This window comes from Aminobacter sp. MSH1 (assembly GCF_003071665.1).
GTDB classification, from domain to species: Bacteria; Pseudomonadota; Alphaproteobacteria; order Rhizobiales; family Rhizobiaceae; genus Aminobacter; species Aminobacter niigataensis.
In genome coordinates, this window is record NZ_CP026265.1 from 1,876,142 (window position 1) to 1,902,500 (window position 26,359).

The window sequence follows — 26,359 nt, forward strand, 5'->3', positions numbered from 1 at the left end:
TTGACCCAACAGGGAAAACGCCTGCTGCTCGTGGCCGCCTGCGCGCTCGTCGATGCCGATGGCCGGGTGCTTCTGGCCCAGCGGCCCGCGGGCAAGCAGCTTGCCGGCCTGTGGGAATTTCCCGGCGGCAAGGTCGAACAGGGCGAGACGCCGGAGGAAACCATCGTGCGTGAGATGCGCGAGGAGATCGGCATCGAAACCATGATCGCCTGCCTCGCACCGCTGACCTTCGCCAGCCACACCTACGAAGACTTCCATCTGCTGATGCCGCTCTATGTCTGCCGCCGTTTCTGGGGCACGCCTGAGCCGCGGGAAGGCCAGGTGCTGAAATGGGTCCGGCCCAAGCAGATGCGCGATTACCCGATGCCGCCCGCCGACGAGCCGCTGATACCGTTCCTGATCGACCTGCTCTGACGCATATCAGTCAGCGTTAAGTCAAAGTTTATCCAATCGTGAAAAATTGAGTGGCCGTCGCGTGCAATGTGCGGCGACATGGGTTTTCGCGGGGGACGTGCCTATGCAGGCTGACAAGGAGTGGGATCTCATCCGCCCCGAACGCCAGTCCTCGGCCGCCAGGGCCAGCGCCGGCATCTTGCGTGTCGCATTGCTGTTCGGCTTTGCGGCCGTAGCCCTGGCGCTCATCGCCACACCCTATCTCGACAGCCGCACGCGCCCTTGGATCGGGCAGGCGCGCTTTGACGGACTCGACTACACCGCGACAGGCTCCGTTGGCCGCAATGCCAGCTATACGCTGCGCCGCAGCGTCCTGCAGGACACACCGCAGGCGGTATGCGTCATTCACGACAACGGCCGCCGCAGCGGCCAGTGCTGAGGATGTGCCGCGTGCGCTTCACTGCACGTTAAGGCTATGCCATTAACCTTTCTTAATCTGTCGCCGCTATGGTTTTCCCAACGACACGGGTGGACGCGACCGATGATAAAGCGATTTCTGAGGGACGAGGGGGGTGCCACGGCGATCGAGTATGGCCTCATTGCTGCTCTGATTGCAGTGGTGATGGCCGGCGGCTTTTCGCAGATGGCAGAGCAGCTCAGGCTGCTTTGGGGCGACAACAACAAGGACATTCAGCAAGGCCTGAACAGGCATTGAACAGGCATAGCCTGAACCGGGCTATTTCTTGCCCTCCGCGCCAAGCACCCTGGCGAGCGAAACCTGCGCCGACCCCGGCTTGAGCGGCTTTTGCTGCGACGGGTCTGGCGCCCATCCCGACAGCCAGACGAACGAAAAGCTCGCCCGCACGCGCCCGTCGGGATCGGAAAAGCGCTCGGCATAGATTTCGGCCGCGCGCTGGAACAATCGCCGCGTCGCCGGTTTTCGCGACCGGTCGGCGAGCGCGCTCGTTACGCCCATTGCCCGCAAATCCGCCATCAGCCCGAACATCGTGTCGTAGCGCACCGTTACCGTCTCGACGTCGGCCACGGGCAGGGCAAGTCCCGCCCGTTGCAGCAGCCCGCCGGCGTCGCGCACGTCGGTGAAGGGGATGACACGCGGGCTCGCCCCGCCGGTCAGCTCGGTTTCGGCCGCCAGCAGGCTTTCGCGCAATTCGGCAAGCGTTCCCGCACCCGCCAGCACACCCAGGAACAGCCCGTCCGGCTTCAGCGCACGCCTGATCTGGATCAGCTGGCCGGGAATGTCGTTGGCCTCCTGCAGCGCCAGCAGCGATACCGCGAGGTCGATGCTTGCCGGCTCGAGCGCAATGGTCTCGGGATCGGAGACGATGCCCGGACCGCCGCCGAGAAAGCTCTTGTCGGCCTCGACCCGGACCAGTTCGGCCACCTTGCCGCTGGCTGCCAGCACGGCTGTCGCAGCCGGGCTGACCGAGAAGATCGCGGCACCCCGTTCGAACTTGCGCTCCACCGCGGCCAGCCTGTCGGCCAGGTCTTCAGCGGCGCGCGCCATCAGGAAATCCGCGCCGGCAATGGCTTGCGCCACTGCGCGCCGGCGGTGGGCGATCACGAGGCTGGCGTCAAAGATCGGTTGCACGGGCGATGTCCTTCCTTGCCGGGTTTCTGTTATGGTCGCCCGACCCAAAACTGTCGTGGCCGATCCGATGCCGGAGATCAAGAGCCTCGCTTCCGCTGTCGCCGCCTGGCCGGCGCGCTTGTTGTTCCCGCCGGTTTGCGCCGGCTGCCGGCGGCAGGTGACGCAGCCAGGCGCCTTGTGCGGTGCCTGCTGGCCCCGGCTTCGCTTCCTTGAAAAGCCATGGTGCGAGGTGATGGGCACGCCGTTTGCCCACGATTTCGGCGCCGGCTTCCTGTCCGCCGAGGCGATCGCCAATCCGCCGCCCTTCGCCCGTGCCCGCGCCGCCGTTGCTTATTCCGGTGTCGCCCGGCGCATGGTCCAGGGCCTCAAGTTCCACGACCGCACCGATCTCGCGCCATGGATGGCGCGTTGGATGCTGCGCGCCGGCACTGAGTTGGTCGCCGATGCCGAGGTCGTGGTGCCGGTTCCGCTGCATTGGCGCCGCTTCTTCTGGCGCCAGTTCAACCAGTCGGCGGAGCTTGCCCGCACCATTGCCTCGCTTTCCAGCCTGCCTTTCGCGCCCACCTCCGTGCGCCGAGTCAAGCGCACGCGCCAGCAGATCGGCCTTGGCCAACGTGAGCGCGAAGACAATGTCCGGGCGGCCTTTGTCGTTCCGCCCGAGGCGGAGATCGAAATCCGCGGCCGGCGGGTGCTTCTGGTCGACGACGTCTACACCACCGGGGCCACCGTTTCGGCCGTCACCCGGGCGCTCAAGAAAGGCGGCGCGCGTGGTGTCGACGTTCTGACCTTCGCGCGCGTGCTGCCTGGGGACTTCCGGCCCGACGATCCAGACCCTATATAGTCGACCAAGGATAACGGGTTTCTGTCATGGTCGATGTGACTATTTATACGCGCATGATGTGTGGCTACTGCACTGCGGCCAAGCGCCTATTGGAGCGCAAGGGCGTTGCATTCACCGAGCATGACGCTAGCTTCTCGCCTGAGCTTCGGCAGGAAATGGTCTCGCGCGCCAACGGCCGCGCGACGTTCCCGCAGATTTTCATCGGCAACACCCATGTCGGCGGTTGCGACGACCTGCATGCGCTCGATGCGCAAGGCAGGCTCGATCAACTTCTCGCTGCCGGCGCATAGAGCTGAGGACGGACCATGGCGATTTTCAAGGCGGCAGCGGTGCAGATGCGTTCGGGCAAGGAGCCGGAGCGCAACGCCCGTGATTTCGAGGCCCTGGTGCGCGAGGCTGCCGGACAGGGCGCGACGTATGTGCAGACGCCCGAGATGACCGGCGCCATCGTCGGCGACAAAGATGCCCGTGCCACGGCCTTCACCTCGGAGGATCGCGACCTGATCGTGGCCACCGGCCGCAAGCTCGCTGCCGAACTCGGCATCCACATGCATGTCGGCTCGACGGCCATCGTGCGGGCCGACGGCAAGCTCGCCAACCGGGCGTTCCTGTTCGGGCCCGATGGTTCGACGTTAGCTGTCTACGACAAGATCCACATGTTCGACGTCGACCTCGACAATGGCGAGAGCTGGCGCGAATCCTCGGCCTACGAGCCGGGCACGGAAGCCGTCGTCGCCGACACGGCGCTCGCCAGGATCGGCTTTGCCATATGCTACGACCTGCGCTTCCCGCAACTGTTCCGCGCCGAGGCGCTTGCCGGTGCCGAGGTGCTGACCGCGCCTGCCGCCTTCACCCGCCAGACCGGCCTAGCCCACTGGCATGTCCTGCTGCGCGCCCGCGCCATCGAAAACGGCGCCTTCGTCATCGCCGCTGGCCAGGGCGGCAAGCATGAGGACGGCCGCGAGACCTTCGGCCATTCGCTGATCATTGACCCGTGGGGCCGCATTCTTGCCGAGGCCGCCCATGACGAGCCCGGCGTCATCGTCGCCGAGATTGACACCCAGCATTCGGCCGATGCACGCAAGAAGATCCCCAATCTCAAGAATGCGCGCGAATTCAGCGTATCGCTTCGTGGCACGGGCCAGGGAGCGCTCCGGGGAGCCGCATCTTGATACGATTTTCCCTCCATTGCGACCGCGCGCATGACTTCGAGGGCTGGTTCCGCAGCAACGACGACTTCGAAACCCAGCGCAAGCGCGGTTTCGTCTCCTGTCCCGAATGCGGCTCGCAGAAGGTTGAAAAGGCGCTGATGGCGCCAGCCGTCTCGACCTCGCGCAAGCAGGAAAAGGTCGCGCTCGCCATGGGCGAGCAGCAGCGCAAGATGATGGCAGCGCTCAAGGACCTGTCCGAGAAGGTGCGTGAAAACGCCGAGAATGTCGGCGACAAGTTCGCCGAGGAAGCGCGCAAGATCCATTTCGGCGAGACCGAGGCGCGCGGCATCTATGGTGCCGCGACGATCGAGGAGGCCAAGGGCCTTGCCGAGGACGGCATCGAATTCATGCCGCTGCCGGTTTTCCCCGACGACCGGAACTGACTTTCATGGCCGAAAGCGCGGGGGAAATAGGGAAACCTCAGCGTCCAGCGGCTGCTTGCAAGCCCAAATCAGCACGTCCAAGCATCGTCTTTCAGTTCCTGCAATGGCTGGCGTCTAAGTCACACCACACGCGCCGTATCGACGGCGTGTGGGTCCTCGCATCGGAGATGGCCAATTTGGAGCGCGTCGAGACCGCTTTGAATCTTATCCGCGAACATGATCCCGTTCGCCATGGCCGCCTGATCCGTGACTTGGAGCAGATTTGGGTATGGGCGATCCCCGGAAGTGTCGGCCGCTTCAGGCACTTAGGCTGGACCTGCGATCTCGACAAGCAATTCGTGGAAACGACAGCACCCGATTTGATCGCCTCGGTCATCGTGCACGAAGCAACCCACGCGCGGTTGTTTCGGATGGGGATTGGCTACGAGGAGGCCATCCGGGAACGGGTCGAACAAATCTGCCTGCGCAGAGAGTTGGCTTTCGCACGTAAATTTCCGAACGAGATTGCCGTGCAATGGGCAGAAGCAAGCCTGCATTCTTTGCCCGACCTGAGCGACGAGCGCTTTGCTCAGCGGCGTGGCGAGGACTACCGCGCGCTTTTCCTGCGAAACGGCGTGCCACGCTGGCTGGTCAGTTTCGTTATCGTGACGGGCAGCTGGATCCATCGGCGACGACAAAAGAAATCTGCCGGCACTCCCTAAGCCCGGCTAGGAACTGACTGGAAGCCAGAGGCTTCCATTTTTGCTGGAGCAGGGCCCCGCAGCGCTCCGCTATGGCGGGGCGCGCCCAAACTCAGTTGCGCTGGCCGACGTCGATCCGGTTGCCGCCGCCCGCCAGATCGAAGGCCTTGCGCAGGGTCGCCGGCGCGGTGTTACGCCAAACCGTCACCAGAACGCTGCGCAGCGTCTTCTCGTCGGCTACGGCCAGCATCACTAGGGTCCAACCCTGTTTGCCCCAGCCGCCATCCACGGGCCGGAAGACAGCGGGTTCGGCCGCGCACATCATCTCCTGCTGGTCGCGCGTCAGCTTGACCACGGCGTTGCCGTCTTCGGGCAGGGTGGCGAAGACACGGTCGCGGACGCGGAAGTCGGGCTTGCCGAAATGCGATTTCTCGGTCGCCGCGGGCAGCTCCAGGGCGATCCGTCTGACATCCTCGGGTGTCATGGCTCCTCGATCCCGACATGGCGAGTTCACCATTTTAGGGTTCCGGGCGGGCGGCGCAAGTTTCAGGCGCTTTGCTGGCGCGACGGCTATCGGGCTCGCTCGACGCCTGATCCCGAACGTCGCTGGAAACGGGGAGCGGCGGCCTCAGGCCGCCTTTTCCGCCAGCACCATGTAGTTGACGTCCATGTCGCGGGATTTCTGCCAGCGGTCGGCCAGCGGGTTGTATGTCACCCCGGTACGGTCGATGGTGGCGAGGCCGGCACCGGTGAGCGCCTTGTCCAGTTCTTCCGGGCGCACCAGCTTGCCGTATTGGTGGGTGCCGCGCGGCAGCCAGCGCAGCACGTACTCGGCGCCGACGATGGCGAGGCCAAGCGCCTTGAAGGTGCGGTTGATGGTGGCAACGAACATGATGCCGCCGGGCTTGACCATCTCGCCGCATTTCTTGACGAACAGCTCGACGTCGGCGACGTGCTCGACCACTTCCATGTTGAGGATGATGTCGAACTTTTCGCCCGCATCTGCGAGGTCTTCAGCCGTGGTGGCGCGATAGTCTACCGTCACGCCGCTTTCGGCTGCGTGGATCTTGGCTACTTCGATGTTGGTGGCCGAGGCGTCCGCCCCCACCACTTCGGCGCCCAGGCGGGCCATCGGCTCGCACAACAGGCCGCCGCCGCAGCCGATGTCGAGGATGCGCAGGCCCTCGAAAGGCCGCGCGGCATGGGTGTCGCGGCCGAAGCGTGCGGCGACCTGGTCACGGATGTAGCCCAGGCGGATCGGGTTGAACTTGTGCAGCGGGCGGAACTTGCCGTTTGGGTTCCACCATTCGGCGGCGAGCGCCGAGAACCGCTCGACTTCTCCGGCATCGATGGTCGATGGGCGGGGATCTGGCATTGCTGTGGTCTCCTTCGAGCGCAAGGAAGTCGGGTCTGGCGCGGGGATTGTCAAGGCGACAAATCCGCAGCGGTTCGACACTGCATCGAAATCCACGGGCCGACTTTGCGCGCCGGCAAAAAAAACGCGCTGATTTGTCTGGCCGGGCGTCCTTGCAGAATGCGCGTGTTTTGGCTATGCAGGCCGCGCATTCGACACCGTGTCGCAGACCGGTGTTTTCACTCATTTTCCGGCCCCCTCGGGGCCGGCGTTTATGGCAAGGGCATTTCGCTTCTATGGCGCGCATCGTGATGAAATTCGGCGGTACGTCCGTCGCCGACATCGCCCGAATCCGCAACGTGGCGCGTCATGTCAAACGCGAGGTTGACGCGGGCCACGAGGTTGCGGTGGTGGTTTCGGCCATGGCCGGAAAGACCAACGAACTGGTCGCCTGGACCCGCGACGCCTCGCCGATGCACGACGCACGCGAGTATGACGCCGTGGTCGCCTCGGGCGAACAGGTGACGGCTGGCTTGCTGGCGCTCGCGCTGCAGAACATCGGCGTCAATGCGCGGTCCTGGCAGGGCTGGCAGATCCCGATCAAGACCGACAACTCCCATGGTGCCGCCCGCATCCTCGACATCGACGGCTCGTTCCTGGTCAAGCGCTTCCAGGAAGGCCAGGTCGCCGTCGTCGCCGGTTTCCAGGGCATCGGCCCGGACAATCGCATCGCCACCCTCGGCCGCGGCGGCTCCGACACCAGCGCCGTCGCCATCGCTGCGGCGGTGAAGGCTGATCGCTGCGACATCTACACCGACGTCGATGGCGTCTATACTACCGATCCGCGGATTGAGCCCAAGGCACGGCGCCTGTCGCGCATCTCGTTCGAGGAAATGCTCGAAATGGCCTCGCTCGGCGCCAAGGTGCTGCAGGTCCGGTCGGTCGAACTCGCCATGGTGCATCGCGTTCGCACCTTCGTGCGTTCTTCCTTCGAAGATCCGGATGCGCCCGGCATGGGCGATTTTCTCAATCCGCCTGGAACGCTCATTTGTGACGAGGAAGAAATCGTGGAACAGCAGGTCGTCACCGGAATCGCCTACGCCAAGGACGAAGCTCAGGTCTCGCTGCGCCGGGTCGCAGACCGACCGGGTGTTGCGGGCGGCATCTTCGGCCCGCTGGCCGAGGCCAACATCAATGTCGACATGATCGTCCAGAACATCTCGGAGGACGGCAAGTTCACCGACATGACGTTCACCGTGCCGTCGGGCGACGTCAACAAGGCGCTGGCCGTGCTCGAGAAGATCCGCCCCGACATCGGCTACGACGCCGTCCAGCACGACGAAGGCATGTCCAAGGTGTCGGTCATCGGCATCGGCATGCGCAGCCATGCCGGCGTTGCCGCCACAGCCTTCCAGGCGCTGGCTGCGAAGGGCATCAACATCCGCGCCATCACCACGTCGGAGATCAAGATCTCGATCCTTATCGACGGCCCGTATACCGAACTTGCGGTTCGCACTTTGCATTCCGTCTACGGTCTCGATAAGCAGTAGTATCAAGGAGTCGAGCGTCACCGCGTTGCCGGCGTGCAGCATGTGCCGTGCCGGGTCCAAACCATTGGAGACGGTGAATGATACGTGACATGGCCGCTGGGCCACGCGTACTTCTGAAACGGCTCCGCGAATTGATGGCGGAGCCTCTCGAGCCACAGGAACGGCTCGACAGGATCGTGCGCGATATCGCCGCCAACATGGTGGCCGAGGTCTGCTCGCTCTACGTGCTGCGCGCCGACTCGGTGCTCGAGCTCTACGCCACCGTCGGTCTGAACCCGAATGCCGTTCACCTGGCCCAGCTGCGTCTCGGCCAGGGCCTGGTCGGCACGATCGCGGCGAGCGCCCGCGCGCTCAACCTGTCCAACGCCCAGGAACACCCCGCCTTCGCCTACCTGCCGGAAACGGGCGAGGAGATCTATCATTCCTTCCTCGGCGTGCCGGTGCTCAGGGCAGGGCGCACGCTCGGCGTGCTGGTCGTCCAAAACAAGACCATGCGCCACTATCGCGACGACGAGATCGAGGCGCTCGAAACCACCGCCATGGTCATCGCCGAGATGATCGCGTCGGGCGACATCGGCCGGCTGAGCCGGCCCGGCCTCGAGCTCGACATGTCGCGCCCGGCCAGCTTCACCGGCATCGCCTTCAACGAAGGCGTCGGCCTTGGCCATGTCGTGCTGCACGAGCCGCGCATCGTCGTCACCAACCTGTTCAACGAGGACAGCGAGGAGGAGCTGCGCCGGCTCGAGGATGCGCTCGGTTCGCTGCGCCTGTCGATCGACGACATGCTGGAGCGCCGCGACGTCGCCTTCGAGGGCGAGCATCGCGAGGTTCTCGAAGCCTACCGGATGTTTGCCAACGACCGCGGCTGGGTGCGCCGCCTCGAAGAGGCGATCCGCAACGGCCTGACGGCGGAGGCTGCGGTCGAAAAGGTCCAGAGCGACATGCGCGCCCGCATGCTGCACATGACCGATCCCTATCTGCGCGAGCGGATGAGCGATTTCGACGATCTCGCCAACCGCCTCCTGCGCCAGCTGATGGGCCGCGGTCCCGAGACGATCGCCGCATCGCTGCCCAAGGACGCCATCATCGTCGCCCGCTCGATGGGTGCTGCCGAACTGCTCGACTATCCCCGCGACCGGCTGCGCGGGCTTGTTCTGGAAGACGGTGCGCCGACCAGCCACGTCGTCATCGTCGCGCGCGCCATGGGCATTCCCGTCGCCGGCCAGATGAAGGGCGCCGTTTCCATGTCGGAAAACGGCGATCCGATCATCGTCGACGGTGAGGAGGGGGCGGTTCATCTGCGTCCGCAGCCCGATCTGGAAGCCGCTTACGCCGAAAAGGTGCGCTTCCGCGCGCGTCGGCAGGAACTCTACCGCGAACTGCGCAAGAAGCCGTCCGAGACCAAGGACGGCGTCAAGGTCGACCTGTTGATGAATGCCGGCCTCGCCGTCGACCTGCCGCAATTGGCAGAGGCGGGCGCTGCCGGCATCGGCCTGTTCCGCACCGAACTGCAGTTCATGGTCGCCTCGACGTTTCCGCGCGCCGAAGCGCAGGAGAAACTCTACCGCGACGTGCTCGACATCGCCCGCGGCCGCCCCGTCACCTTCCGCACCATCGACATCGGCGGCGACAAGGTGCTGCCCTATTTCAAGGGCTCGGTGCAGGAGGAAGAGAACCCGGCGCTCGGCTGGCGCGCCATCCGGCTCACCCTCGACCGTCCCGGCCTGCTGCGCACCCAGGTCCGCGCGCTGCTCAAGGCTGCCGGCGGGCGCGAGCTCAAGGTCATGCTGCCGATGGTCACCGAGCTCTCGGAAATCGCCCAGGCACGCGAGATCATCGACCGTGAGGTGCGCCACCTTTCGCGCTTCGCCCACCATCTGCCGACGAGCCTCAAGCTCGGCGCGATGATCGAGGTGCCGTCGCTCCTGTGGCAGCTCGACGAGCTGATGCAGGCGGTCGACTTCGTCTCTGTCGGCTCCAACGACCTGTTCCAGTTCGTCATGGCCGCCGACCGCGGCAACACCCAACTCGCCGACCGCTTCGACCCGCTGTCGGTGCCGTTCCTCCGGGTGCTCAAGCAGATCGCCGATGCCGGTGCGCGCAACCACACGCCGGTCACGCTGTGCGGCGAACTCGCCGGCAAGCCGATCTCGGCGATGGCACTGCTTGGCCTCGGCTACCGCTCGATCTCCATGTCCCCGGCCTCCATCGGCCCGGTCAAGGCGATGCTGACGGAACTTCCTCTCGGCGAGCTGAAATCCTTCCTCGACGACAACCTTTCCGGTCCTGCCGCCAACCTGCCGATGCGCGCGTTGCTCCAGGCCTTTGCGGACGACCGTTCCATACCCCTATGATCAGCCTGCCTCACGACAGAATGAACCAGGTCGTCAAGCGCTTCGACATGCTCGAAGCACAGATGGCGGCTGGCCCGGCCCCCGACGTCTACGTCAAGCTGGCGTCCGAATATTCCGACATCCAGGACCTTGTTGCCAGGATCCGCGACCTGCGCGGCGCCGAGCAGGAACTCGTCGATCTCGAGGCGATGCTGTCCGACAAGGGCACGGATGCCGAGATGCGTGCGCTCGCCGAGATGGACAAGCCCGAGGTCGAGGACCGCATCGAGGCGCTGCAGCGCGAAATCCAGATCCTGCTCCTGCCCAAGGACGCGGCCGACGAGCGCAACGCCATCCTCGAAATCCGCGCCGGCACCGGCGGCGACGAGGCCGCCCTGTTCGCCGGCGACCTCTATCGCATGTACGAGCGTTACGCCGCCTCGCGTGGCTGGCGCTTCGAGGTAGCCTCCGCCAGCGACGGCGATGCCGGCGGCTTCAAGGAAATCATCGCCACCGTTTCGGGCAAGGGCGTGTTCGCCCATCTGAAGTTCGAATCCGGCGTCCACCGCGTCCAGCGCGTTCCGGCGACCGAGGGCAGCGGCCGCATCCACACTTCGGCTGCGACGGTTGCCGTACTGCCGGAGGCCGAGGAGGTCGACATCGACATCCGCCCCGAAGACATCCGCATCGACACGATGCGTGCCTCGGGTTCGGGCGGCCAGCACGTCAACACGACAGACTCGGCGGTTCGCATCACCCACCTGCCGACCGGCATCATGGTGGTCCAGGCGGAAAAATCGCAGCACCAGAACCGTGCCCGCGCCATGCAGATCCTGCGCGCGCGTCTTTATGACATGGAGCGCAGCCGCGCCGACGAGGAACGTTCGTCGTCGCGCAAGTCGCAGGTCGGCTCGGGCGACCGTTCGGAGCGCATCCGCACCTACAATTTCCCGCAAGGGCGGCTGACCGACCACCGCATCAACCTGACGCTCTACAAGCTCGACCGCGTGATGATGGGCGAACTCGACGACGTCGTCGACGCGCTGATCGCCGACCACCAGTCGAAGCTTCTGGCCGACATGGGCTCGGATGGCTGAGCGTCCGCTCGGCGAGCTCCTGCGTCATGCGCGCCAGCGCCTTGCCGACGCCGGCATCGCGGACGCAGCATTCGATTCCCGGCTGCTCGTCGAGCATTTCTCCGGCACGACACGCACCGACGCCATCTCTTCGCCCGACAGGATCGTCGGGCAGGTCGCTGAAATCGAGGCAGCACTCGACCGTCGCATATCGGGCGAGCCCGTTCACCGCATCCTCGGCTACCGCGATTTCTACGGCATGCGCCTCAGTCTCTCGGCCGAAACGCTGGAGCCGCGCCCGGACACCGAGACTCTGGTCGATGCGGTGTTGCCCTTTGTGCGCGAGACTGCGGCGCGCGACGGCATCTGCCGTATTCTCGATCTCGGCACCGGCACCGGGGCCATTGCGCTTGCGCTGGTCACCCAGGAGCCGCGGGCCGTGGCGACCGGCGTCGACGTCTCCGACGATGCGCTGGCGACTGCTGCGGCAAATGCCGGGCAATTGGGGGTCTCGGCGCGCTTTTCGGCAAAAAAATCTGACTGGTTTTCAGAGATTGATGGCCTGCACCATTTAATCGTCTCAAATCCTCCCTATATATCCTCATCAGAGATCGAGGATTTGCAGAACGAGGTTCGCAATTTTGATCCGCGCCGCGCGCTCGACGGCGGCCCGGACGGTCTTGAGCCATACAGAACGATAGCGTCGGGTGCTTCGCGCCATCTTGAGAAAGATGGCCTTGTCGGGCTCGAAATCGGGCACGACCAGCGACGCGACGTGACCGAAATATTCGAGCAGGCCGGTTACCATTTGTTGGCCCAGCACAAGGACTTGGGCGGCAACGACCGGGTGCTCGTGTTCCGGCGCTGACCACCGCCAAACGGCTCTAAAAAAACCGCTTGGCAAGGAAAGTGAATGCCGCTAGTTTCCGGCAACCGGATGAGACGAAGCAGGCAGTGCTGTTAACGATTCGGTTTCCTTCGAAACTAGCTGCCTTCTTGCGTAGACGACGCTCTAGCTTCGTGCGGGGATCGTCCGGCAAGTGACATGAAACCGAGACAGGATGGCATGTGGCGCCGACGCAAAGATGTTGCGGGCGATCACGGGCGGAAAGATACGAAACGGCAGGCCGCCTAAGTGCCCCCGTTCGGATGAATTCAACACAAAGAGAATCTGATGAGGCCACAACAGCAGAACAGGCGCATGCGCGGTCGTAACAACAACAATAATAACAATAGCAACAACAATAATAATAACAGCAACCGCAAGGGTCCAAACCCGCTTACGCGCAACTACGAGAGCAACGGTCCGGACGTAAAGATCCGTGGCTCCGCGCAGCAGATCGCCGAAAAATACGCCACGCTGGCGCGCGACGCGCAAAGCTCTGGCGATCGCGTGATGGCCGAAAACTACCTTCAGCACGCAGAGCACTACAACCGCATCATCGCTGCCGCCATGGCGCAGATGCCGATCCAGCACCAGCAGCAGAGCCGCGACGAGTTCGACGGCGACATGGACGACGAGCGCGACGATGACGGCGTTGGCAACAACGTTGCCGATCAGCAGGCGCAAGTCCAGCAGCCGCAGCAGGAGCCGGTCGCAAACGGCACTGGTCCGCAGCCGGAGATCGAAGGCACGCCCGCCGAAGTCGCCCTCAATCCAGAGGCAGCCGGCGAAGGTCAGCCGCGCGAAGGTCGCCGTGAGCGCCGTCCGCGTCACGAGGGCCGCCGTCCCGAGCGTCGCCAGCCCGACCAGCAGGCTGAGGCCGCTCAGGCCGAAGCTCCGCAGGTCGAAGCCGCTGCCGTCGAGCAGCCGCAGCCGGAAGCAGCGGTGGCCGAGGCAGCACCTGCCGTTGAAGCCGCCGAAGGCGAAGTTGCCGCTGCACCGCGTCGTGGCCGTCGTCCGCGCCGCGGCGAACGCGCCGCTGCGCCGGAAGGCGAGGCCGCTGCCGAGGCACCGGTGCCCGAAGGCGGGCTTGCCGTAGCCGACAGCTGATCAGCACGCCGACATCGTCGGAACATTGAGAATAGAAGGCGGCGGGAGCCAGAAACTCCCGCCGCCTTTTTTTGTTTTTTGACTTCGATCAATACGTCTTGAGGGATATCGTCCTACTCACCATATCACGCTCAGTTGGGTCCGGCCCGTTTGGGCGGATCCGTCACCTTGAGCCAGACCGGTGCCGCAAAGCGGGCCGGGTACGGAATGGAGACATAGAATGAACCTTGAAAAGTATTCCGAACGCGTCCGCGGTTTCATCCAGTCGGCGCAAACGATGGCGCTTTCGCGCAGCCATCAGCAGTTCACCCCCGAACATATCCTGAAAGTCCTCATCGACGATGAGGAAGGCCTTGCCGCGTCGCTTGTCGAGCGCGCCGGCGGCCGCGCCCGCGACGTCAAGCTCGGCGTCGAGGGGGCGCTCGATGCGCTGCCGAAGGTCGAGGGCGGCAACGGCCAGCTCTACATGGCCCAGCCGCTTGCCAAGGTGTTTTCGACCGCCGAGGACCTGGCCAAGAAGGCCGGCGACAGCTTCGTCACTGTCGAGCGCCTGCTGACCGCGCTCGCCGTCGAAAAGTCGGCCAAGACCGCTGAAATCCTCGCCAAGGCCGGCGTCACCGCGCAGGCGCTGAACCAGGCGATCAACGACATCCGCAAGGGCCGTACCGCCGACTCGGCCAGCGCCGAGCAGGGTTACGACGCCTTGAAGAAATATGCCCGCGATCTCACGGCGGATGCCCGCGCAGGCAAGCTCGATCCGGTCATCGGTCGCGACGACGAGATCCGCCGCACCATCCAGGTGCTGTCGCGTCGCACCAAGAACAACCCGGTGCTGATCGGCGAGCCCGGCGTCGGCAAGACGGCAATCGCCGAAGGTCTTGCGCTGCGTATCGTCAATGGCGACGTGCCGGAGTCTCTCAAGGACAAGCAGTTGATGGCGCTCGACATGGGTGCGCTGATCGCTGGCGCGAAGTATCGCGGCGAGTTCGAGGAGCGGCTGAAGGCCGTGCTGTCCGAGGTCACCTCGGCTGCCGGCGGCATCATCCTGTTCATCGACGAGATGCATACGCTGGTCGGCGCCGGCAAGGCCGATGGCGCGATGGATGCGTCCAACCTGCTCAAGCCGGCGCTGGCGCGCGGCGAGTTGCACTGCGTCGGCGCCACCACGCTCGACGAGTACCGCAAGCATGTCGAGAAGGACGCTGCACTTGCCCGCCGCTTCCAGCCGGTCTTCGTCTCGGAGCCGACGGTCGAGGACACCATCTCGATCCTGCGCGGCCTGAAGGAGAAGTACGAGCAGCACCACAAGGTGCGCATCTCGGACTCGGCGCTGGTTGCTGCGGCCACGCTGTCCAACCGCTACATCACCGACCGCTTCCTGCCCGACAAGGCGATCGACCTTGTTGACGAGGCCGGATCGCGGCTGCGCATGCAGATCGATTCCAAGCCGGAAGCCCTCGACGAGATCGACCGCCGCATCATGCAGCTCAAGATCGAGCGCGAGGCGCTCAAGCTCGAGAAGGACGAAGCTTCCCGCGATCGCCTCGACAGGCTCGAAAAGGAGCTGGCCGGTCTCGAGGAAGAGTCGACCCGGGTGACGAGCCAGTGGATGGCCGAGAAGGAAAAGCTTGGCCTTGCCGCCGACCTCAAGGGCCAGCTCGAAGAGGCGCGCAACGAACTCGCCATCGCCCAGCGCAAGGGCGAGTTCCAGAAGGCGGGCGAGCTTGCCTATGGCCGCATCCCCGAGCTTGAAAAGAAGCTGGTCGAGGCCGAGGCGCTCGAAGGCCGCGGCACGATGGTCGAAGAGACCGTGACGCCCGACCATGTCGGCCATGTGGTGTCGCGCTGGACCGGCATTCCGGTCGACAAGATGCTCGAAGGCGAGCGCGAGAAGCTTCTGCGCATGGAAGACGAGATCGGCGTCCGCGTCGTCGGCCAGGGCGAGGCGGTGCAGGCGGTGTCCAAGGCGGTGCGGCGTGCCCGCGCCGGCCTGCAGGACCCGAACCGGCCGATCGGCTCGTTCATGTTCCTTGGCCCGACCGGCGTCGGCAAGACCGAGCTCACCAAGGCACTCGCCGACTACCTGTTCGACGACGAGCACGCGCTGGTGCGCATCGACATGTCGGAGTTCATGGAAAAGCACTCGGTCGCCCGGCTGATCGGCGCGCCTCCCGGCTATGTCGGCTATGAGGAAGGCGGCACGCTGACCGAAGCCGTCCGCCGCAGGCCGTACCAGGTGATCCTGTTCGACGAGATCGAAAAGGCGCATCCGGACGTCTTCAACGTGCTGCTTCAGGTGCTCGACGACGGCCGCCTGACCGATGGTCAGGGCCGCACCGTCGACTTCCGCAACACGCTGATCATCATGACGTCCAATCTCGGCGCCGAGTACCTTGTGGCGCTGGGCGAAGGGGAGGATGTCGACCAGGTCCGCGACGAAGTCATGGGCGTGGTAAAGAGCGCGTTCCGGCCGGAGTTCCTCAACCGCATCGACGAGGTCATCCTGTTCCATCGCCTGCGCCAGCAGGACATGGGCAAGATCGTCGCGATCCAGCTCCAGCGGCTGGAAAAGCTGCTCGCCGACCGCAAGATCACGCTCGACCTCGCGCCCGACGCGATCGAGTGGCTGGCGCACAAGGGCTACGACCCGGCCTATGGCGCACGTCCGCTCAAACGCGTCATGCAGAAGGAGCTGCAGGACCCGCTCGCCGAAAAGATCCTCGGCGGCGAGATCCTCGACGGTTCGACCGTCAAGATCATTGCGGGTTCCGACCGCCTCAACTTCCGCTCCAAGCCTACGGTGGTGACGGAAGAGGCGGCCTGAGCGCGGGCTTTACCCTCCCCCTCGTGGGGAGGGTCGATCCGCTTGCGGATCGGGGTGGGGGACCGAAATGACGCTCGACGAATACAACGGCTTCTGCGCCTCGCTGCCGCACACCAAGCATGTCGTGCAATGGGGCGGTGCGCATGTCTGGAAGGTCGGCGGCAAGGTCTTCGCCATTGGCGGCTGGAGTGACGGCGCAGGGCTCGCCGTCTCCTTCAAGGTCTCCGAAATGGCGTTCGACATTCTGAAGGAGCAGCCCGGGCTCCGACCCGCACCCTATCTTGCCTCGCGCGGCATGAAATGGATCCAGCGCCAGACCGGCGAAACCATGGATGACCAAGGGCTGCGCGACTACATCGGCGAAAGCCACCGGCTGATTGCGGTGAAACTTCCCAAGGCAACCCGCCAGCTGCTCGGACTGCCGGTCTAGAGAACCTAGCTCGCCCGCAAATGCCTGCAAAGCGGCCATTTTCATGCCCTGTTCATGTTGGAAGGGTTAGCAGATCGTTATTGGATGACGGTGGACAACAGTGATTCCACCGTGACCGCCTTGGCGGCGGTCGAGATTCGGAGAGATTTGGCGACCATGTTGCGCAAGATCGTTGTGCTTTCGGCCATGGCCACCGGCCTGTCGGCGCTCCAGGCCATGGCCGCGGTGTCGCCCACTGGCGAACCCGCGCCGCAACGCGTGGAGACGGTTCCGCAGGCCATCCGCCTCGCCCAAAGCGAGGACGTCGAGATCTTCTACGACGGCCGCGGCAACCGCGTGCTGGTCGATCCCTATACCGGCAAGGTCATCGCCGTGCAGCCGCCGGAGACGCGGCTCAACCGCCAGGCGCTGCGCCGCGAATTGCGCCGCCAGGAGCTTCGCCGCGACTATCGCGAGGGCGACGTGCTGATCGGCCCGGCTGACGACGGCTATTATTCCGACGATGCGCCTGCCATTCCGGCCGACCCCAACGGCGACGACTATTACGACGACCCCAATGCCTTCCCCGATGCGCCGGGCGGTCCGCGCGTCGTTGCGCGCGAGCCGCTGCAGAGCCCAGACGACCAGCCGGCGCTTCCTTCGACGCCGCGCATCACCGAACAGCCGCTTGAGCCGTCGATCGCGGTCAAGGGCCGCGAGGACGTCGCCGCCCTGCAGATCCTGCTCGACCGCGCCGGTGCTTCGCCCGGCGTCATCGATGGGCGCTTCGGCTCCAATGTCGACAAGGCGCTGGCCGCCTACAACGAGCTGACCGGCACGAGCCTCAAGTCGACCGACGCCGAGGGCATCAAGCAGGCGCTGGCCGAGACCGGCGGCGACGCCTTCGGCTCCTACACCATCACCCCTGAAGATGCCGCCGGCCCGTTCGTCGCCTCGGTCCCTGCCGACTACAGCGAAAAGGCCAAGCTCGAGCGCATGGCCTTCACCTCGGTCACCGAAATGCTGGCCGAGCGTTTCCACATGGACGAGAACTATCTCAAGGCGATCAACCCGGAGGCCAATTTCAACCGCCCCGGCACCATCGTGAAGGTCGCCAATTTCGGCAAGCTGGTGAACAAGCCGGTCGCGCGCATCATCGCCGACAAGAGCCTGAAGCAGGTCCGCGCCTACAATGCCGAAGGCCAGCTGGTCGCAGCCTATCCCGCCACCATCGGGTCGAGCGACACGCCGTCGCCGACCGGCATCCATGCGGTGTCGCGGGTCGCGCTCGATCCCAACTACACCTACAATCCCAAGATCAATTTCAAGCAGGGCGAAAACGACAAGGTGCTGACCATCCCGCCGGGGCCGAACGGCCCGGTCGGCTCGGTCTGGATCGCGCTCGACAAGCCGACCTATGGCATCCACGGCACCCCCGACCCGTCCAAGATCGGCAAGACCGAGAGCCATGGCTGCGTGCGCCTGACCAATTGGGACGCGCGCGAGCTCGCCAAGATCGTCAAGTCGGGCGTGCCGGTCGAGTTCATGGAATAGGGCGGTAACGGCCAAGCTTGGATTCCCTTGCGTCAACCTGTAGCCTGAAGCTGCAGGCTGGGTGCAGAGGGAGCCGGGCGCATGCGACTACCCGCAGACTGGTTTGTTCGCCGCTGGAAGAGCTGGGTTGTTCTTTCGGCCATGACGCTCGCGCCGGGCCCGGCCCTGGCTCAGACGGTCACGCCGGAACAAGTCACGCCCGAGCAAGTGACTGCCGCGCTGTCAAAACTCGAGCAGCAGGCCGAAGCCGTCGTTGCCGATGGCGGCGTGCCGGCCCTCGCCATCGGCGTCGTGCATGATGACGAAGTCGTCTACCTCAAGGGATTTGGACTGCGCGAGGTAGGCAAGCCCGAAGCGGTCGACGCCGACACCGTGTTCCAGATCGCCTCGTTGTCCAAGCCGGTTTCCTCCACCGTCGTGGCGGCGCTGGTCAGCGAGGGGCTCGTTTCCTGGGACTCGAGGATCGTTGACCTGGATCCGGCCTTTCGGCTTGCCGATCCCTATCCGACAAGCCAACTCACCATCCGCGACCTGTTTGCCCACCGCAGCGGCCTTCCCGGCACGGCCGGCGACGACCTCGAGGACATCGGCTACGACCGCACGGAAATCCTGCGCCGCTTGCGGTTCGTCGCACCGTCGTCGAGTTTTCGCGCCGGCTATTCCTACAGCAATTTCGGGCTGACGGAGGGGGCTGTCGCGGCGGCCAAATCGACAGGCAAAGCGTGGGAAGACGTCGCCGAGGAAAAGCTCTACCGCCCGCTCGGCATGACATCGACCAGTTCTCGCCATGCCGATTTCGTCAAGCATGCCAATCGCGCCGCTCTCCACGTCAAGATCGGCGGTGCATGGGCAGCAAGAGTCCAGCGTCAGCCGGACGCGCAGGCGCCCGCCGGCGGCATCAGTTCCACCGTGCGGGATCTGGTGCAGTGGGTCCGTCTCGAACTTGGCAACGGGGTCCATGGCGGAAAGACGCTGATCGCGGCCGATGCGCTGGATCAGACCCATGTCCCGCTGATGACCCGCGGCAGCAACCCTGTCACGGGCGGGGCTTCGTTCTACGGTCTCGGCTGGAATGTCGAGTTCGGTCGTCATGGCCTGAGCTGGGGCCATGCCGGCGCTTTCAGCGTCGGTGCGCGCAGCCTGGTCACGCTGTTTCCGAAGCAGAAGCTCGGTATCGTGATCCTCGTCAACGCTTTCCCGACAGGCGTGCCTGAGGGATTGTCGGACAGCTTCGCTGATCTCGTCTTCGACGGAAGGGTCGACAAGGACTGGGTGAAGTCGTGGAACACGGTCTTCGACGGCCTGTTCGGCCCGGCTGTCGCGGCTGCCAAGGCAACGTACGCCACGCCGCCGTCGCCGGCCACGCCAGCATTGCCGAACGGAGCCTATGCGGGCCGTTATTCCAACGATTTCGTCGGCGACGCCGTGGTTTCGGGCGCGGAAAACGGCCTTGTGCTTCAGGTCGGTCCGGATGGCGCCCGATCCTATCCGTTGACGCATTTCGACCGCGATCTTTTCCTGGCTTTTCCAAATCCGGAAATGCCCGACATGCCTTCGGCAGTCCGCTTTGCCATCGGGCCTGACGGAAAGGCCTCGGCGGTGACGATCGAATCGCTCGACGAAAACCACCTTGGCACCCTCAGGCGTGCTGACCGCTGACGAGGGACATGGCCGGGCATGAACCGGTCAAGACCGCAAGGAACACAGGGCAACTGCATGAAGATACGCGCTGAACGGCCCGAGGATGTCGACACCATACGGTCGCTCACTCGCGCCGCATTCGCCGATGCTCCGCATTCGAGCCAGACCGAAGCGGCCATCGTCGACGCCTTGCGCGATGCCGGTGCCTTGACGCTGTCGCTGGTCGCTGAAGACGATGGCGAGATTCTGGGCCACGTTGCGTTCTCGCCGGTGACCATCGGTGGCAAGGACCTCGGCTGGTACGGCCTCGGGCCGGTTTCAGTCTGGCCCGACCGGCAGGGCAGGGGCACCGGCCAGTCCCTCATCCGCCACGGGCTCGAAGCGCTGCGGCAACTGGGAGCCAAGGGCTGCGTGCTTGTCGGCGATCCGGCCTACTACAGCCGCTTTGCCTTCGTCGCCGACCCCGACCTTACCTATGGCGACATCCCATCGGAGTATGTCCAGCGGCTGGCATTCTGCGACGAAGTTCCCAGCGGCGAGGTCGCTTTCCACGAAGGCTTCGACGCGAGTTAGTGCACGCTTGCCGCCTCCCTTGCGACGACCTCGACCAGCCGGTCGAATCCCGTTCCTGTGCCCGAGATGCGCGCCGCCATGGCGTCGGCAGGGCCGAGGAACGCCAGTTGCTCGGTGAACCTCATCCGCGTCTGCGCCCCTTCGGGCAAAAGCTCGATGGTCGCAAGCGAAGCGGAGATCCGCTTGCCGGCATGGCTCATTTCGAAGCCGTAGATGATGCGCTGGCCGGCCGCGATGTCGAAATAGTCGGCGCGAAATGCCAACTCGGTACCGTCGGGCATGCGCCAGCGCTTGGCCTCGATGCCGCCGACACGGAAATCGAAGCTGTCTTCGAGCACGGTCCAGTCGGGATGGCAGTCGTTCCAGCGCGCCTTGAGCTCCGGCTCCGACCAGAAACGAAAGGCATGCCGGGGGCCAGCCGGCAGTTCGCGCTCGATGACAAAGGTGGTGTGGGCGACGGATGACGCGGTCATGATCGGTCTTGCACCTCGGGCATTTCGTTCATCGCCTCGACCAGGCGATCGAAGGCCTGGTTCATGGCCGTCTGGCGCTTGCGCACCCACTCGTCGATGGCGGCGAACGCCGCCGGCTGCATGTTGTAGGTCCGCGTCCGTCCAACCTTGCGCGACACGACGATGCCGCCGTCCTCGAGCACCTTGAGATGCTTGAGAGCGGAAGGCAGCCGCATGTTGGCCGGTCCGGCCAGTTCCTTGACGGTGGCCGGGCCGATGCTCAGCCGCTCGACCATGCCGCGTCGGCCGGCATCGGCGAGGGCGGTGAACATGCGATCCAGTTGCTGCGGGTCCATCATCGCCACACTCCACCGGCATGTCGTCTAGTCATGCAGAAACCTCTCCGGCATCGCCTCGCGGTAGGGGAAAAACTGGAAATAGGGGCGTGCCTCGGCAAGCGTACGCTTGATCGAAGGGCGCGCGACAAGCCGCTCGAAATAGGCGGCGAGATTGTGCTGGCCGCTGGTGAATGGATGCGCGAACGAGGCGAAGAACAGCCCCGGTGCGGCTGCGCAGTCGGCGATGGTGAAATCGTCGCCCATCGCCCATGTCTTGCCCGCCAGCTGGGTCTCGATCATCGCATAGGCAGTGTCCAGCGTGCGTCGCGCGTCGGCCACGCCGAACGGATCGTTGCTGGCTACGGGACGAATCCGGTCGGTCACGATCTTCTGCATTGGCACGCTGACGTAGAGGTCGAAAATGCGCTCCCACAGCCGGGCGTCGAGCCGCTTGTCGGCGTGAGCGGGCAGCATCGGCACCGGGCCCGGATAATGCTGCTGGAGATATTCGATGATGATGCCGGTCTCAGGCACGGTGCGGTCGCGGGCATCGTCGCGCAGCACCGGAATCTTGCCGACCGGCCACTTCTCCAGCAATGCCGCCGCCGAGCCAGGATCGCCGAAGTCGACGGTTTCGGCCTGAAACGGCACGTCGTTCTCGTAGAGCGCGATCAGCACCTTGTGGCAGAACGAGGCGAGGGGGTGGCTGTAAAGCGTCAGCGCCATGATGCCGGGCGACTCCAATGGTTTCTGCTTGCGGAAACTATTTTATCGTCGCGAGATTGGCAAGGGAAAGTTTCCGATTGCGGAAAGTATAGGGGCTTTGTTGTCGGGTGACAGGTGTCGAACGTGGAGAGGTTTTCCACGCTTTCGCTTTTTTTTTCTGAGATCAATCGCCACGCAGAAGCTCTCGCAACATCTCCTCAGTCGCGATCCTTCACCGTCAGCTAGACGGGGCGGTCACGGCATGGATCCCCGGGTCTCTGCAGTTCGCTTCGCTCCTGCTCCGCCCGAGGATGACGACGGCATTGGTGGGGGACGCTAGTCGCCAAGGGCAGCGATTGGCAGGAATGCAGGAATTTGGCTGCAGTGAAGCGCTTGCTGCCAGTTACCGACGTCCGCGATGTGCCGCGAGCCCCAACGCCTTCGTCATCCTCGGGCGGAGCAGGAGCGAAGCGACGTGCGGAGACCCGGGGATCCATGCCGTGACGTGGCAACTGCCTCCGCGGCCCAATGCCGCCCAATTATTCGATGCACCCTGTCACCATCCCGCGTGGATAGCCGCGCCCCATTCTCCACGCCCCCAACAACCTCCCGTACAATCCTCACCAGTTTCTCCCGCGGGAACGCCGGTCGCGACGGTGACATGCGGGGAGGAACCGGCGCCTCCGCTCGTGGGCTAACGTGGCTCATGATCCGGGGAGGTTCCGTCCAAGGGTTCCCCTTCGGGCACTACGGCCCGGGTGCGCTGGACGATGCGCTAGTGGGGGGGCATGCGAAAATGCCCGATGCCCCGGAAGCGGAACGGACGGGGACAGAAATCGCCGGCGGGACGCGAGGTTCGCGCCACCATTTAGCATTCGGCAGGCACGGCCTCGCGCCCCGCTTCCCGAACTTTTCATGCGCAATGGCCAGACCGGAAACGGGGCGTGGCAGAACGGAGCGCGCCCCCTTCTCCCCTTGTGGGAGAAGGTGTCGCCGAAGGCGACGGATGAGGGGTGTTGGAAGAAATGAGAGGCTGCAGATGTGTCAGGGAATTTCGGAGATGTCGCACTCCGTCCAACACCCTTCATCCGACCTCGCTTCGCTCGGCCACCTTCTCCCACAAGGGGAGAGGGAGGGTGTCGCGCCTGAGGCCACCACGGGAGAACCTAATGTCGCCTGGCTGCCAGAATTCGTCTTCCTGGTCACTTCCCGCGCACCCCTCCCGCACATAGTCTCGCGCCATGGACACCACCGCCACCCCGCCTGCCCAGAACAACAACCACGTCTTCTGCCCGCCCGCGGCGCGGCGCTACGTGCTTGTCTCGGCGATCCTGGCATCGAGCATGGGCTTCATCGACGGTTCGGTGGTCTCGCTCGCCATGCCGGTCATTCGCGAGGACCTCGGCGCGTCGCTGGTCGATGCCCAGTGGATCAGCAACGGCTACATGCTGTTCCTTTCGGCGCTCGTCCTGCTCGGCGGTGCCGCCGGCGACGTGTTCGGCGTCCGCAACATCTTCGCCACAGGCATCGTCCTGTTCATGATCACCTCGGCCGCCTGCGCGCTCGCCGTTGACGCCGAGATGCTGATCGTCATGCGCGCGGCACAGGGCATAGGTGCTGCGCTCATGGTGCCGGGCAGTCTTGCCCTCATCGCCAAATCCTATCCCAACGCGACGCGCGGCAAGGCGATCGGCCAATGGGCCGCTTTTTCCTCGCTGACCACGGCGATGGGGCCGTTCGTCGGTGGCATGGTGCTGTCGTTCGGTGCCGATTGGATGTGGCGGCTGATCTTCGCCATCAACGTGCCGATCGGATTGATCGCGCTGACCATGCTGCTCACCAAGGTGCCGCAGGACCGTCCGTCGTCGAAGCGCCGGCTCGACATCGTCGGCGCGATCCTTGCGACCGCCGGCCTCGGCCTGATGGCCTGGGGGCTGACCGCCTTCGGCCTGCCGGTCGAGGCGCGGGCGGTCTCGCCCTGGGCCTGGATCGTCGGCGGCGCGGTCATCTTCGCCGTCTTCATTCTGTGGGAACACCGGGCGCGCGCGCCGATGGTCAAGCTCGAGCTGTTTGCCTCGCGCGCCTTCACCGGCGCCAATCTCTATACGCTGATCCTGTTCTTCGCCTTCAACGCGGTGCTGTTTTTCCTGCCGATGACGGTTGTTTCGGGCTGGGGAGCGAAGGAGTGGGAGGCGAGCCTGCTATTCCTGCCACTGTCCCTGTTCATCGCCGGCCTGTCGAGCTATTCGGGGCGGCTTTCCGATGCCATCGGGCCGCGCTGGCCGCTGACCGTGGGGGCGGCAATCGTCGGCCTCTCCTATCTCGGCCTGGCCTTGACCATGCCGCTGATGATGCTGTGGCAGGTGACGTTCCCGATCCTGCTGCTCAAGGGGCTCGGCATGGCGATCGTCGTCTCGCCGGTGTCGGCAGCCGTGATGCGGGCGACGCCGGAAGAAGACACCGGTCTCGCCTCGGGCATCAACAATGCGCTGGCCCGTGCTGCAGGGCTGATGGCGGTAGCCTCGCTCGGCGCGGTCGCCGGCGTCGTCTTCGCCAACGTCGTTGGGTCTGCCGCACCCGGCGCGGAGTTCGGCGCCTATGTCCGCACGCCGCTCGATGCGGCGGCGGAAGCGCTGCGGGTGGCGGCCACCAACGATGCCTTCGCGGCGATCGCCGCCATCTCGGCTGCGATGTGCTTCGTTGCGTCAGCGGTCGCCTGGTTCACGCAGCCGTCGTGGAAAAGAAAGACGCCCGCGGACAAGGGCGGCACTGTGCCGGCCGGTGCCGATGGATAAAATACGGCCGACGGCGTTTAGCACCTTGTTAAGGCCTTCAAGCCAGTCTCAACCTCTGGACAAGGTGGCAACGATGTCGGCATCCGATCAGCGTCGGCAGCAGCAAACGGGCGAGGCGATAGGCACCCGGTCAGCCGGCGCCGATTGGCGCCGGATGGCAGCGTTTGCACCTTGGGCAATACTTAGCGTCGCCTTGTTCGCTGTCGCCACGCGTCTCGAATTGTTCGAGCGCCTCTACGAGGCAACCCGAACCTATGAGGAATGGCAACTGGACGAGTTGCTGTCGCTGCTGCTTAGCGCGGGCATCGTCGCGCTTGTCATGCTTGGCTTTCGCACCCGGCAGCTCTCGCGCGAGATCGCGCGGCGCGAAGCGGCGGAACGTCTTGCCCACGATTCAGCCCGCCACGACCCGCTGACGGGGCTCGCCAACTCCCGCCGGTTCCGCGAGGAGATCAAGTCGACCATCGGCAACGCTGAAAAGTCCTCGTCCGGCTGTGGTGTGATCTATATCGACCTCGATGGGTTCAAGCCGGTGAACGACACGCATGGTCATGCCGTCGGCGACGGCGTTCTGGTCGAGGTGGCGCGGCGCATCACCCAGGCGGCGCCGAAAGGGGCGACGGTGGCGCGGCTTGGCGGCGACGAATTCGGCGTGGTCGTCTCGGGCGTCGGCAATCCCGAGGCATTGCTCTTCCTGAGCCAGCGGCTGCAACGCGACATCGCCAAGCCGATCGAGATCGGTTTGCTGCAACTGACGGTCGGTGCCACGGTTGGAATTGCGGTCTTCCCGGACGACGGCAGCGACGCCGAGGCGCTGATCGCGTCGGCCGACCGTGCGATGTACATCGCCAAGCGCGCCAGGAGCGACGGGTTTGGCCGCGACGGGGTTGCCAGGGCAAGCGTCGCAAGCTGATCCTGCCGACGGCCGTCCGCAATATCCTGGAAAGACTTAGCCGCTGGCCTTTGCGGTGCTCGCCACCTTCAGCGAGTCCTTGTTCTCTTCCTTGAGAAGATCGTCGATGCGCTCGCGTTCGAGCTTGAAGGCGGTGAGGTCTTCGCCGGTCAGCACGCGGCCGGTGGGCAGGCGCACGCGCATCGGGTCGACCTTGGTGCCGTTGACGATCAGCTCGTAATGCAGATGCGAGCCGGTCGACAGGCCGGTGGTGCCGACATAACCGATGACCTGGCCCTGGCGGACCCGCGCGCCCGGCGTGACGTTCGGGGCGATGCGGCTCTGGTGGTTGTAGGACGTCTCGTAGCCGTTGGCGTGGCGCAGGATGGTCTGTTTGCCATAGCCGCCGGCCCAGCCGGCTTTTTCGACGACGGCATTGCCGGCAGCGATGATCGGCGTGCCCGTCGGCGCCGACCAGTCGACGCCGGTGTGCATCTTGACGTAACCGAGGATCGGGTGCTTGCGGCCGCCGAAGCCGGAGCGGTACTTGCCGTTGGGCAGCGGGTTGCGCAGCAGGAACTGGCGCGCGCTGCGGCCGTCCTCGTCGAAATAGTCGACCGCGCCGTCGCCCATCTGGAAACGGTAGAAGTTGCGGGTGTTGCCGCCGAAATTCGCCGAGACATAAAGCAGCTCGGAATCCTCCGACGCCTTGTCGTCGCCGTCGGGCTGCGAGAAGAACACCTCGATGCGGTC

At 64.9% G+C, this 26,359-nt stretch carries 27 protein-coding genes (1 of these 27 only partly in view); 20 read left to right on the forward strand and 7 right to left on the reverse strand.

Annotation, left to right across the window (positions count from 1 at the left end; genetic code table 11):
• The 3 genes from CO731_RS09410 (at nucleotide 1) to CO731_RS09420 (ending at nucleotide 1,108) form a co-directional block, all read left to right on the forward strand.
• Nucleotides 1–414: a (deoxy)nucleoside triphosphate pyrophosphohydrolase gene (locus tag CO731_RS09410; protein ID WP_108606903.1), complete on the forward strand. Its 414-nt coding sequence runs from the start codon at nucleotides 1–3 to the stop codon at nucleotides 412–414.
• Between the two features lie 103 nt (nucleotides 415–517).
• Nucleotides 518–832, forward strand: a complete 315-nt coding sequence (locus tag CO731_RS09415) for a hypothetical protein (RefSeq protein ID WP_108606904.1) — start codon at nucleotides 518–520, stop codon at nucleotides 830–832.
• A gap of 102 nt (nucleotides 833–934) precedes the next feature.
• Entirely contained in the window at nucleotides 935–1,108 is a 174-nt protein-coding gene (locus tag CO731_RS09420) for a Flp family type IVb pilin (protein ID WP_108606905.1), read from the forward strand.
• A 21-nt stretch (nucleotides 1,109–1,129) separates the two neighbouring features.
• On the opposite strand, the gene CO731_RS09425 is transcribed toward CO731_RS09420, so the two are convergent.
• Nucleotides 1,130–2,002, reverse strand: coding sequence for a methyltransferase domain-containing protein (locus tag CO731_RS09425; RefSeq protein WP_108606906.1), 873 nt, complete (start codon nucleotides 2,000–2,002; stop codon nucleotides 1,130–1,132).
• Between the two features lie 55 nt (nucleotides 2,003–2,057).
• On the opposite strand from CO731_RS09425, the gene CO731_RS09430 reads away from it, so the two are divergent.
• Genes CO731_RS09430 through CO731_RS09450 form a run of 5 tightly spaced genes read left to right on the forward strand, consistent with a single transcriptional unit; the run spans nucleotide 2,058 to nucleotide 5,138 of the window.
• Complete coding sequence (locus tag CO731_RS09430) at nucleotides 2,058–2,843, forward strand: ComF family protein (protein WP_108609720.1); 786 nt, start codon at nucleotides 2,058–2,060, stop codon at nucleotides 2,841–2,843.
• Between the two features lie 26 nt (nucleotides 2,844–2,869).
• The gene (gene grxC, locus CO731_RS09435) at nucleotides 2,870–3,133 is read left to right on the forward strand and encodes a glutaredoxin 3 (RefSeq protein ID WP_108606907.1); all 264 of its coding nucleotides are present in this window, start codon (nucleotides 2,870–2,872) and stop codon (nucleotides 3,131–3,133) included.
• Nucleotides 3,134–3,148: 15 nt separating this feature from the next.
• On the forward strand, nucleotides 3,149–4,015 hold the full coding sequence (locus CO731_RS09440) for a carbon-nitrogen hydrolase family protein (protein WP_108606908.1): 867 nt from the start codon (nucleotides 3,149–3,151) through the stop codon (nucleotides 4,013–4,015).
• On the forward strand, nucleotides 4,012–4,437 hold the full coding sequence (locus CO731_RS09445; RefSeq protein WP_108606909.1) for a DUF1178 family protein: 426 nt from the start codon (nucleotides 4,012–4,014) through the stop codon (nucleotides 4,435–4,437). The genes CO731_RS09440 and CO731_RS09445 overlap by 4 nt, the downstream gene beginning before the upstream one ends.
• Nucleotides 4,438–4,442: 5 nt before the next feature.
• Nucleotides 4,443–5,138, forward strand: coding sequence for a hypothetical protein (locus tag CO731_RS09450; protein ID WP_108606910.1), 696 nt, complete (start codon nucleotides 4,443–4,445; stop codon nucleotides 5,136–5,138).
• Nucleotides 5,139–5,229: 91 nt separating this feature from the next.
• Here the strand turns inward: CO731_RS09450 and CO731_RS09455 are convergent, their stop codons facing one another.
• Nucleotides 5,230–5,601 (reverse strand): MmcQ/YjbR family DNA-binding protein, encoded by a 372-nt coding sequence (locus tag CO731_RS09455; protein WP_108606911.1) that lies wholly within the window; start codon nucleotides 5,599–5,601, stop codon nucleotides 5,230–5,232.
• A 144-nt stretch (nucleotides 5,602–5,745) separates the two neighbouring features.
• The gene (gene ubiG / locus CO731_RS09460; RefSeq protein WP_108606912.1) at nucleotides 5,746–6,492 is read right to left on the reverse strand and encodes a bifunctional 2-polyprenyl-6-hydroxyphenol methylase/3-demethylubiquinol 3-O-methyltransferase UbiG; all 747 of its coding nucleotides are present in this window, start codon (nucleotides 6,490–6,492) and stop codon (nucleotides 5,746–5,748) included.
• Between the two features lie 275 nt (nucleotides 6,493–6,767).
• On the opposite strand from ubiG, the gene CO731_RS09465 reads away from it, so the two are divergent.
• From CO731_RS09465 to CO731_RS09510, 10 genes are all read left to right on the forward strand, one after another.
• Nucleotides 6,768–8,021, forward strand: a complete 1,254-nt coding sequence (locus CO731_RS09465; protein ID WP_108606913.1) for an aspartate kinase — start codon at nucleotides 6,768–6,770, stop codon at nucleotides 8,019–8,021.
• A gap of 80 nt (nucleotides 8,022–8,101) precedes the next feature.
• Nucleotides 8,102–10,375, forward strand: a complete 2,274-nt coding sequence (ptsP, locus tag CO731_RS09470; protein WP_108609721.1) for a phosphoenolpyruvate--protein phosphotransferase — start codon at nucleotides 8,102–8,104, stop codon at nucleotides 10,373–10,375.
• Entirely contained in the window at nucleotides 10,372–11,451 is a 1,080-nt protein-coding gene (prfA, locus tag CO731_RS09475; protein WP_108606914.1) for a peptide chain release factor 1, read from the forward strand. The genes ptsP and prfA overlap by 4 nt, the downstream gene beginning before the upstream one ends.
• On the forward strand, nucleotides 11,444–12,298 hold the full coding sequence (gene prmC, locus CO731_RS09480; RefSeq protein ID WP_108606915.1) for a peptide chain release factor N(5)-glutamine methyltransferase: 855 nt from the start codon (nucleotides 11,444–11,446) through the stop codon (nucleotides 12,296–12,298). Before prfA ends, prmC begins: the two co-directional genes overlap by 8 nt.
• A 306-nt stretch (nucleotides 12,299–12,604) precedes the next feature.
• Nucleotides 12,605–13,423, forward strand: coding sequence for a DUF4167 domain-containing protein (locus tag CO731_RS09485; protein ID WP_108606916.1), 819 nt, complete (start codon nucleotides 12,605–12,607; stop codon nucleotides 13,421–13,423).
• Between the two features lie 220 nt (nucleotides 13,424–13,643).
• Nucleotides 13,644–16,247, forward strand: a complete 2,604-nt coding sequence (gene clpB / locus CO731_RS09490; protein WP_108606917.1) for an ATP-dependent chaperone ClpB — start codon at nucleotides 13,644–13,646, stop codon at nucleotides 16,245–16,247.
• 67 nt (nucleotides 16,248–16,314) lie between these two features.
• Nucleotides 16,315–16,677, forward strand: coding sequence for an MmcQ/YjbR family DNA-binding protein (locus tag CO731_RS09495; protein WP_108606918.1), 363 nt, complete (start codon nucleotides 16,315–16,317; stop codon nucleotides 16,675–16,677).
• Between the two features lie 156 nt (nucleotides 16,678–16,833).
• Nucleotides 16,834–18,210 carry a L,D-transpeptidase family protein gene (locus CO731_RS09500; RefSeq protein WP_108609722.1) on the forward strand — a complete coding sequence of 459 codons (1,377 nt, stop codon included), beginning with the start codon at nucleotides 16,834–16,836 and terminating at the stop codon, nucleotides 18,208–18,210.
• A gap of 81 nt (nucleotides 18,211–18,291) precedes the next feature.
• A complete protein-coding gene (locus tag CO731_RS09505) occupies nucleotides 18,292–19,869 on the forward strand; it encodes a serine hydrolase (RefSeq protein ID WP_108606919.1) in 1,578 nt (525 codons plus the stop codon).
• Between the two features lie 57 nt (nucleotides 19,870–19,926).
• On the forward strand, nucleotides 19,927–20,424 hold the full coding sequence (locus tag CO731_RS09510; RefSeq protein WP_108606920.1) for an N-acetyltransferase: 498 nt from the start codon (nucleotides 19,927–19,929) through the stop codon (nucleotides 20,422–20,424).
• Here the strand turns inward: CO731_RS09510 and CO731_RS09515 are convergent.
• From CO731_RS09515 to CO731_RS09525, 3 genes are read right to left on the reverse strand one after another with little or no spacing between them, the layout of a single operon-like run.
• Nucleotides 20,421–20,897 carry an SRPBCC family protein gene (locus CO731_RS09515; RefSeq protein WP_108606921.1) on the reverse strand — a complete coding sequence of 159 codons (477 nt, stop codon included), beginning with the start codon at nucleotides 20,895–20,897 and terminating at the stop codon, nucleotides 20,421–20,423. The genes CO731_RS09510 and CO731_RS09515 overlap by 4 nt on opposite strands.
• Nucleotides 20,894–21,235: a metalloregulator ArsR/SmtB family transcription factor gene (locus CO731_RS09520; RefSeq protein ID WP_108606922.1), complete on the reverse strand. Its 342-nt coding sequence runs from the start codon at nucleotides 21,233–21,235 to the stop codon at nucleotides 20,894–20,896. Before CO731_RS09520 ends, CO731_RS09515 begins: the two co-directional genes overlap by 4 nt.
• A 24-nt stretch (nucleotides 21,236–21,259) precedes the next feature.
• Nucleotides 21,260–21,940 carry a glutathione S-transferase family protein gene (locus tag CO731_RS09525; RefSeq protein ID WP_108609723.1) on the reverse strand — a complete coding sequence of 227 codons (681 nt, stop codon included), beginning with the start codon at nucleotides 21,938–21,940 and terminating at the stop codon, nucleotides 21,260–21,262.
• Between the two features lie 1,220 nt (nucleotides 21,941–23,160).
• Between CO731_RS09525 and CO731_RS09530 the strand changes: the two genes are divergently transcribed.
• Both CO731_RS09530 and CO731_RS09535 read left to right on the forward strand, forming a co-directional pair.
• Nucleotides 23,161–24,714 carry an MFS transporter gene (locus tag CO731_RS09530; protein ID WP_108606923.1) on the forward strand — a complete coding sequence of 518 codons (1,554 nt, stop codon included), beginning with the start codon at nucleotides 23,161–23,163 and terminating at the stop codon, nucleotides 24,712–24,714.
• A 73-nt stretch (nucleotides 24,715–24,787) separates the two neighbouring features.
• The gene (locus tag CO731_RS09535) at nucleotides 24,788–25,627 is read left to right on the forward strand and encodes a GGDEF domain-containing protein (RefSeq protein ID WP_159091610.1); all 840 of its coding nucleotides are present in this window, start codon (nucleotides 24,788–24,790) and stop codon (nucleotides 25,625–25,627) included.
• 36 nt (nucleotides 25,628–25,663) lie between these two features.
• Here the strand turns inward: CO731_RS09535 and CO731_RS09540 are convergent, their stop codons facing one another.
• Nucleotides 25,664–26,359, reverse strand: partial view of a M23 family metallopeptidase gene (locus CO731_RS09540; protein ID WP_108606925.1) — the final stretch only. Its footprint extends 1,272 nt past the window's final position; 696 of the gene's 1,968 nt are visible here — the last part of the coding sequence; its start codon lies off the right edge, out of view — the gene reads right to left on this strand; its stop codon occupies nucleotides 25,664–25,666.

Coding starts and splice junctions, on each gene's coding strand:
- CO731_RS09415 (WP_108606904.1), top strand. CDS start 518: ATGCAGGCTGACAAGGAGTGGGATCTCATCCGCCCCGAACGCCAGTCC.
- CO731_RS09420 (WP_108606905.1), top strand. CDS start 935: ATGATAAAGCGATTTCTGAGGGACGAGGGGGGTGCCACGGCGATCGAG.
- grxC (WP_108606907.1), top strand. CDS start 2,870: ATGGTCGATGTGACTATTTATACGCGCATGATGTGTGGCTACTGCACT.
- CO731_RS09440 (WP_108606908.1), top strand. CDS start 3,149: ATGGCGATTTTCAAGGCGGCAGCGGTGCAGATGCGTTCGGGCAAGGAG.
- CO731_RS09450 (WP_108606910.1), top strand. CDS start 4,443: ATGGCCGAAAGCGCGGGGGAAATAGGGAAACCTCAGCGTCCAGCGGCT.
- CO731_RS09455 (WP_108606911.1), bottom strand. CDS start 5,601: ATGACACCCGAGGATGTCAGACGGATCGCCCTGGAGCTGCCCGCGGCG.
- ubiG (WP_108606912.1), bottom strand. CDS start 6,492: ATGCCAGATCCCCGCCCATCGACCATCGATGCCGGAGAAGTCGAGCGG.
- CO731_RS09465 (WP_108606913.1), top strand. CDS start 6,768: ATGGCGCGCATCGTGATGAAATTCGGCGGTACGTCCGTCGCCGACATC.
- prfA (WP_108606914.1), top strand. CDS start 10,372: ATGATCAGCCTGCCTCACGACAGAATGAACCAGGTCGTCAAGCGCTTC.
- prmC (WP_108606915.1), top strand. CDS start 11,444: ATGGCTGAGCGTCCGCTCGGCGAGCTCCTGCGTCATGCGCGCCAGCGC.
- CO731_RS09485 (WP_108606916.1), top strand. CDS start 12,605: ATGAGGCCACAACAGCAGAACAGGCGCATGCGCGGTCGTAACAACAAC.
- clpB (WP_108606917.1), top strand. CDS start 13,644: ATGAACCTTGAAAAGTATTCCGAACGCGTCCGCGGTTTCATCCAGTCG.
- CO731_RS09495 (WP_108606918.1), top strand. CDS start 16,315: ATGACGCTCGACGAATACAACGGCTTCTGCGCCTCGCTGCCGCACACC.
- CO731_RS09500 (WP_108609722.1), top strand. CDS start 16,834: ATGTTGCGCAAGATCGTTGTGCTTTCGGCCATGGCCACCGGCCTGTCG.
- CO731_RS09505 (WP_108606919.1), top strand. CDS start 18,292: ATGCGACTACCCGCAGACTGGTTTGTTCGCCGCTGGAAGAGCTGGGTT.
- CO731_RS09510 (WP_108606920.1), top strand. CDS start 19,927: ATGAAGATACGCGCTGAACGGCCCGAGGATGTCGACACCATACGGTCG.
- CO731_RS09515 (WP_108606921.1), bottom strand. CDS start 20,897: ATGACCGCGTCATCCGTCGCCCACACCACCTTTGTCATCGAGCGCGAA.
- CO731_RS09520 (WP_108606922.1), bottom strand. CDS start 21,235: ATGATGGACCCGCAGCAACTGGATCGCATGTTCACCGCCCTCGCCGAT.
- CO731_RS09525 (WP_108609723.1), bottom strand. CDS start 21,940: ATGGCGCTGACGCTTTACAGCCACCCCCTCGCCTCGTTCTGCCACAAG.
- CO731_RS09530 (WP_108606923.1), top strand. CDS start 23,161: ATGGACACCACCGCCACCCCGCCTGCCCAGAACAACAACCACGTCTTC.
- CO731_RS09535 (WP_159091610.1), top strand. CDS start 24,788: ATGTCGGCATCCGATCAGCGTCGGCAGCAGCAAACGGGCGAGGCGATA.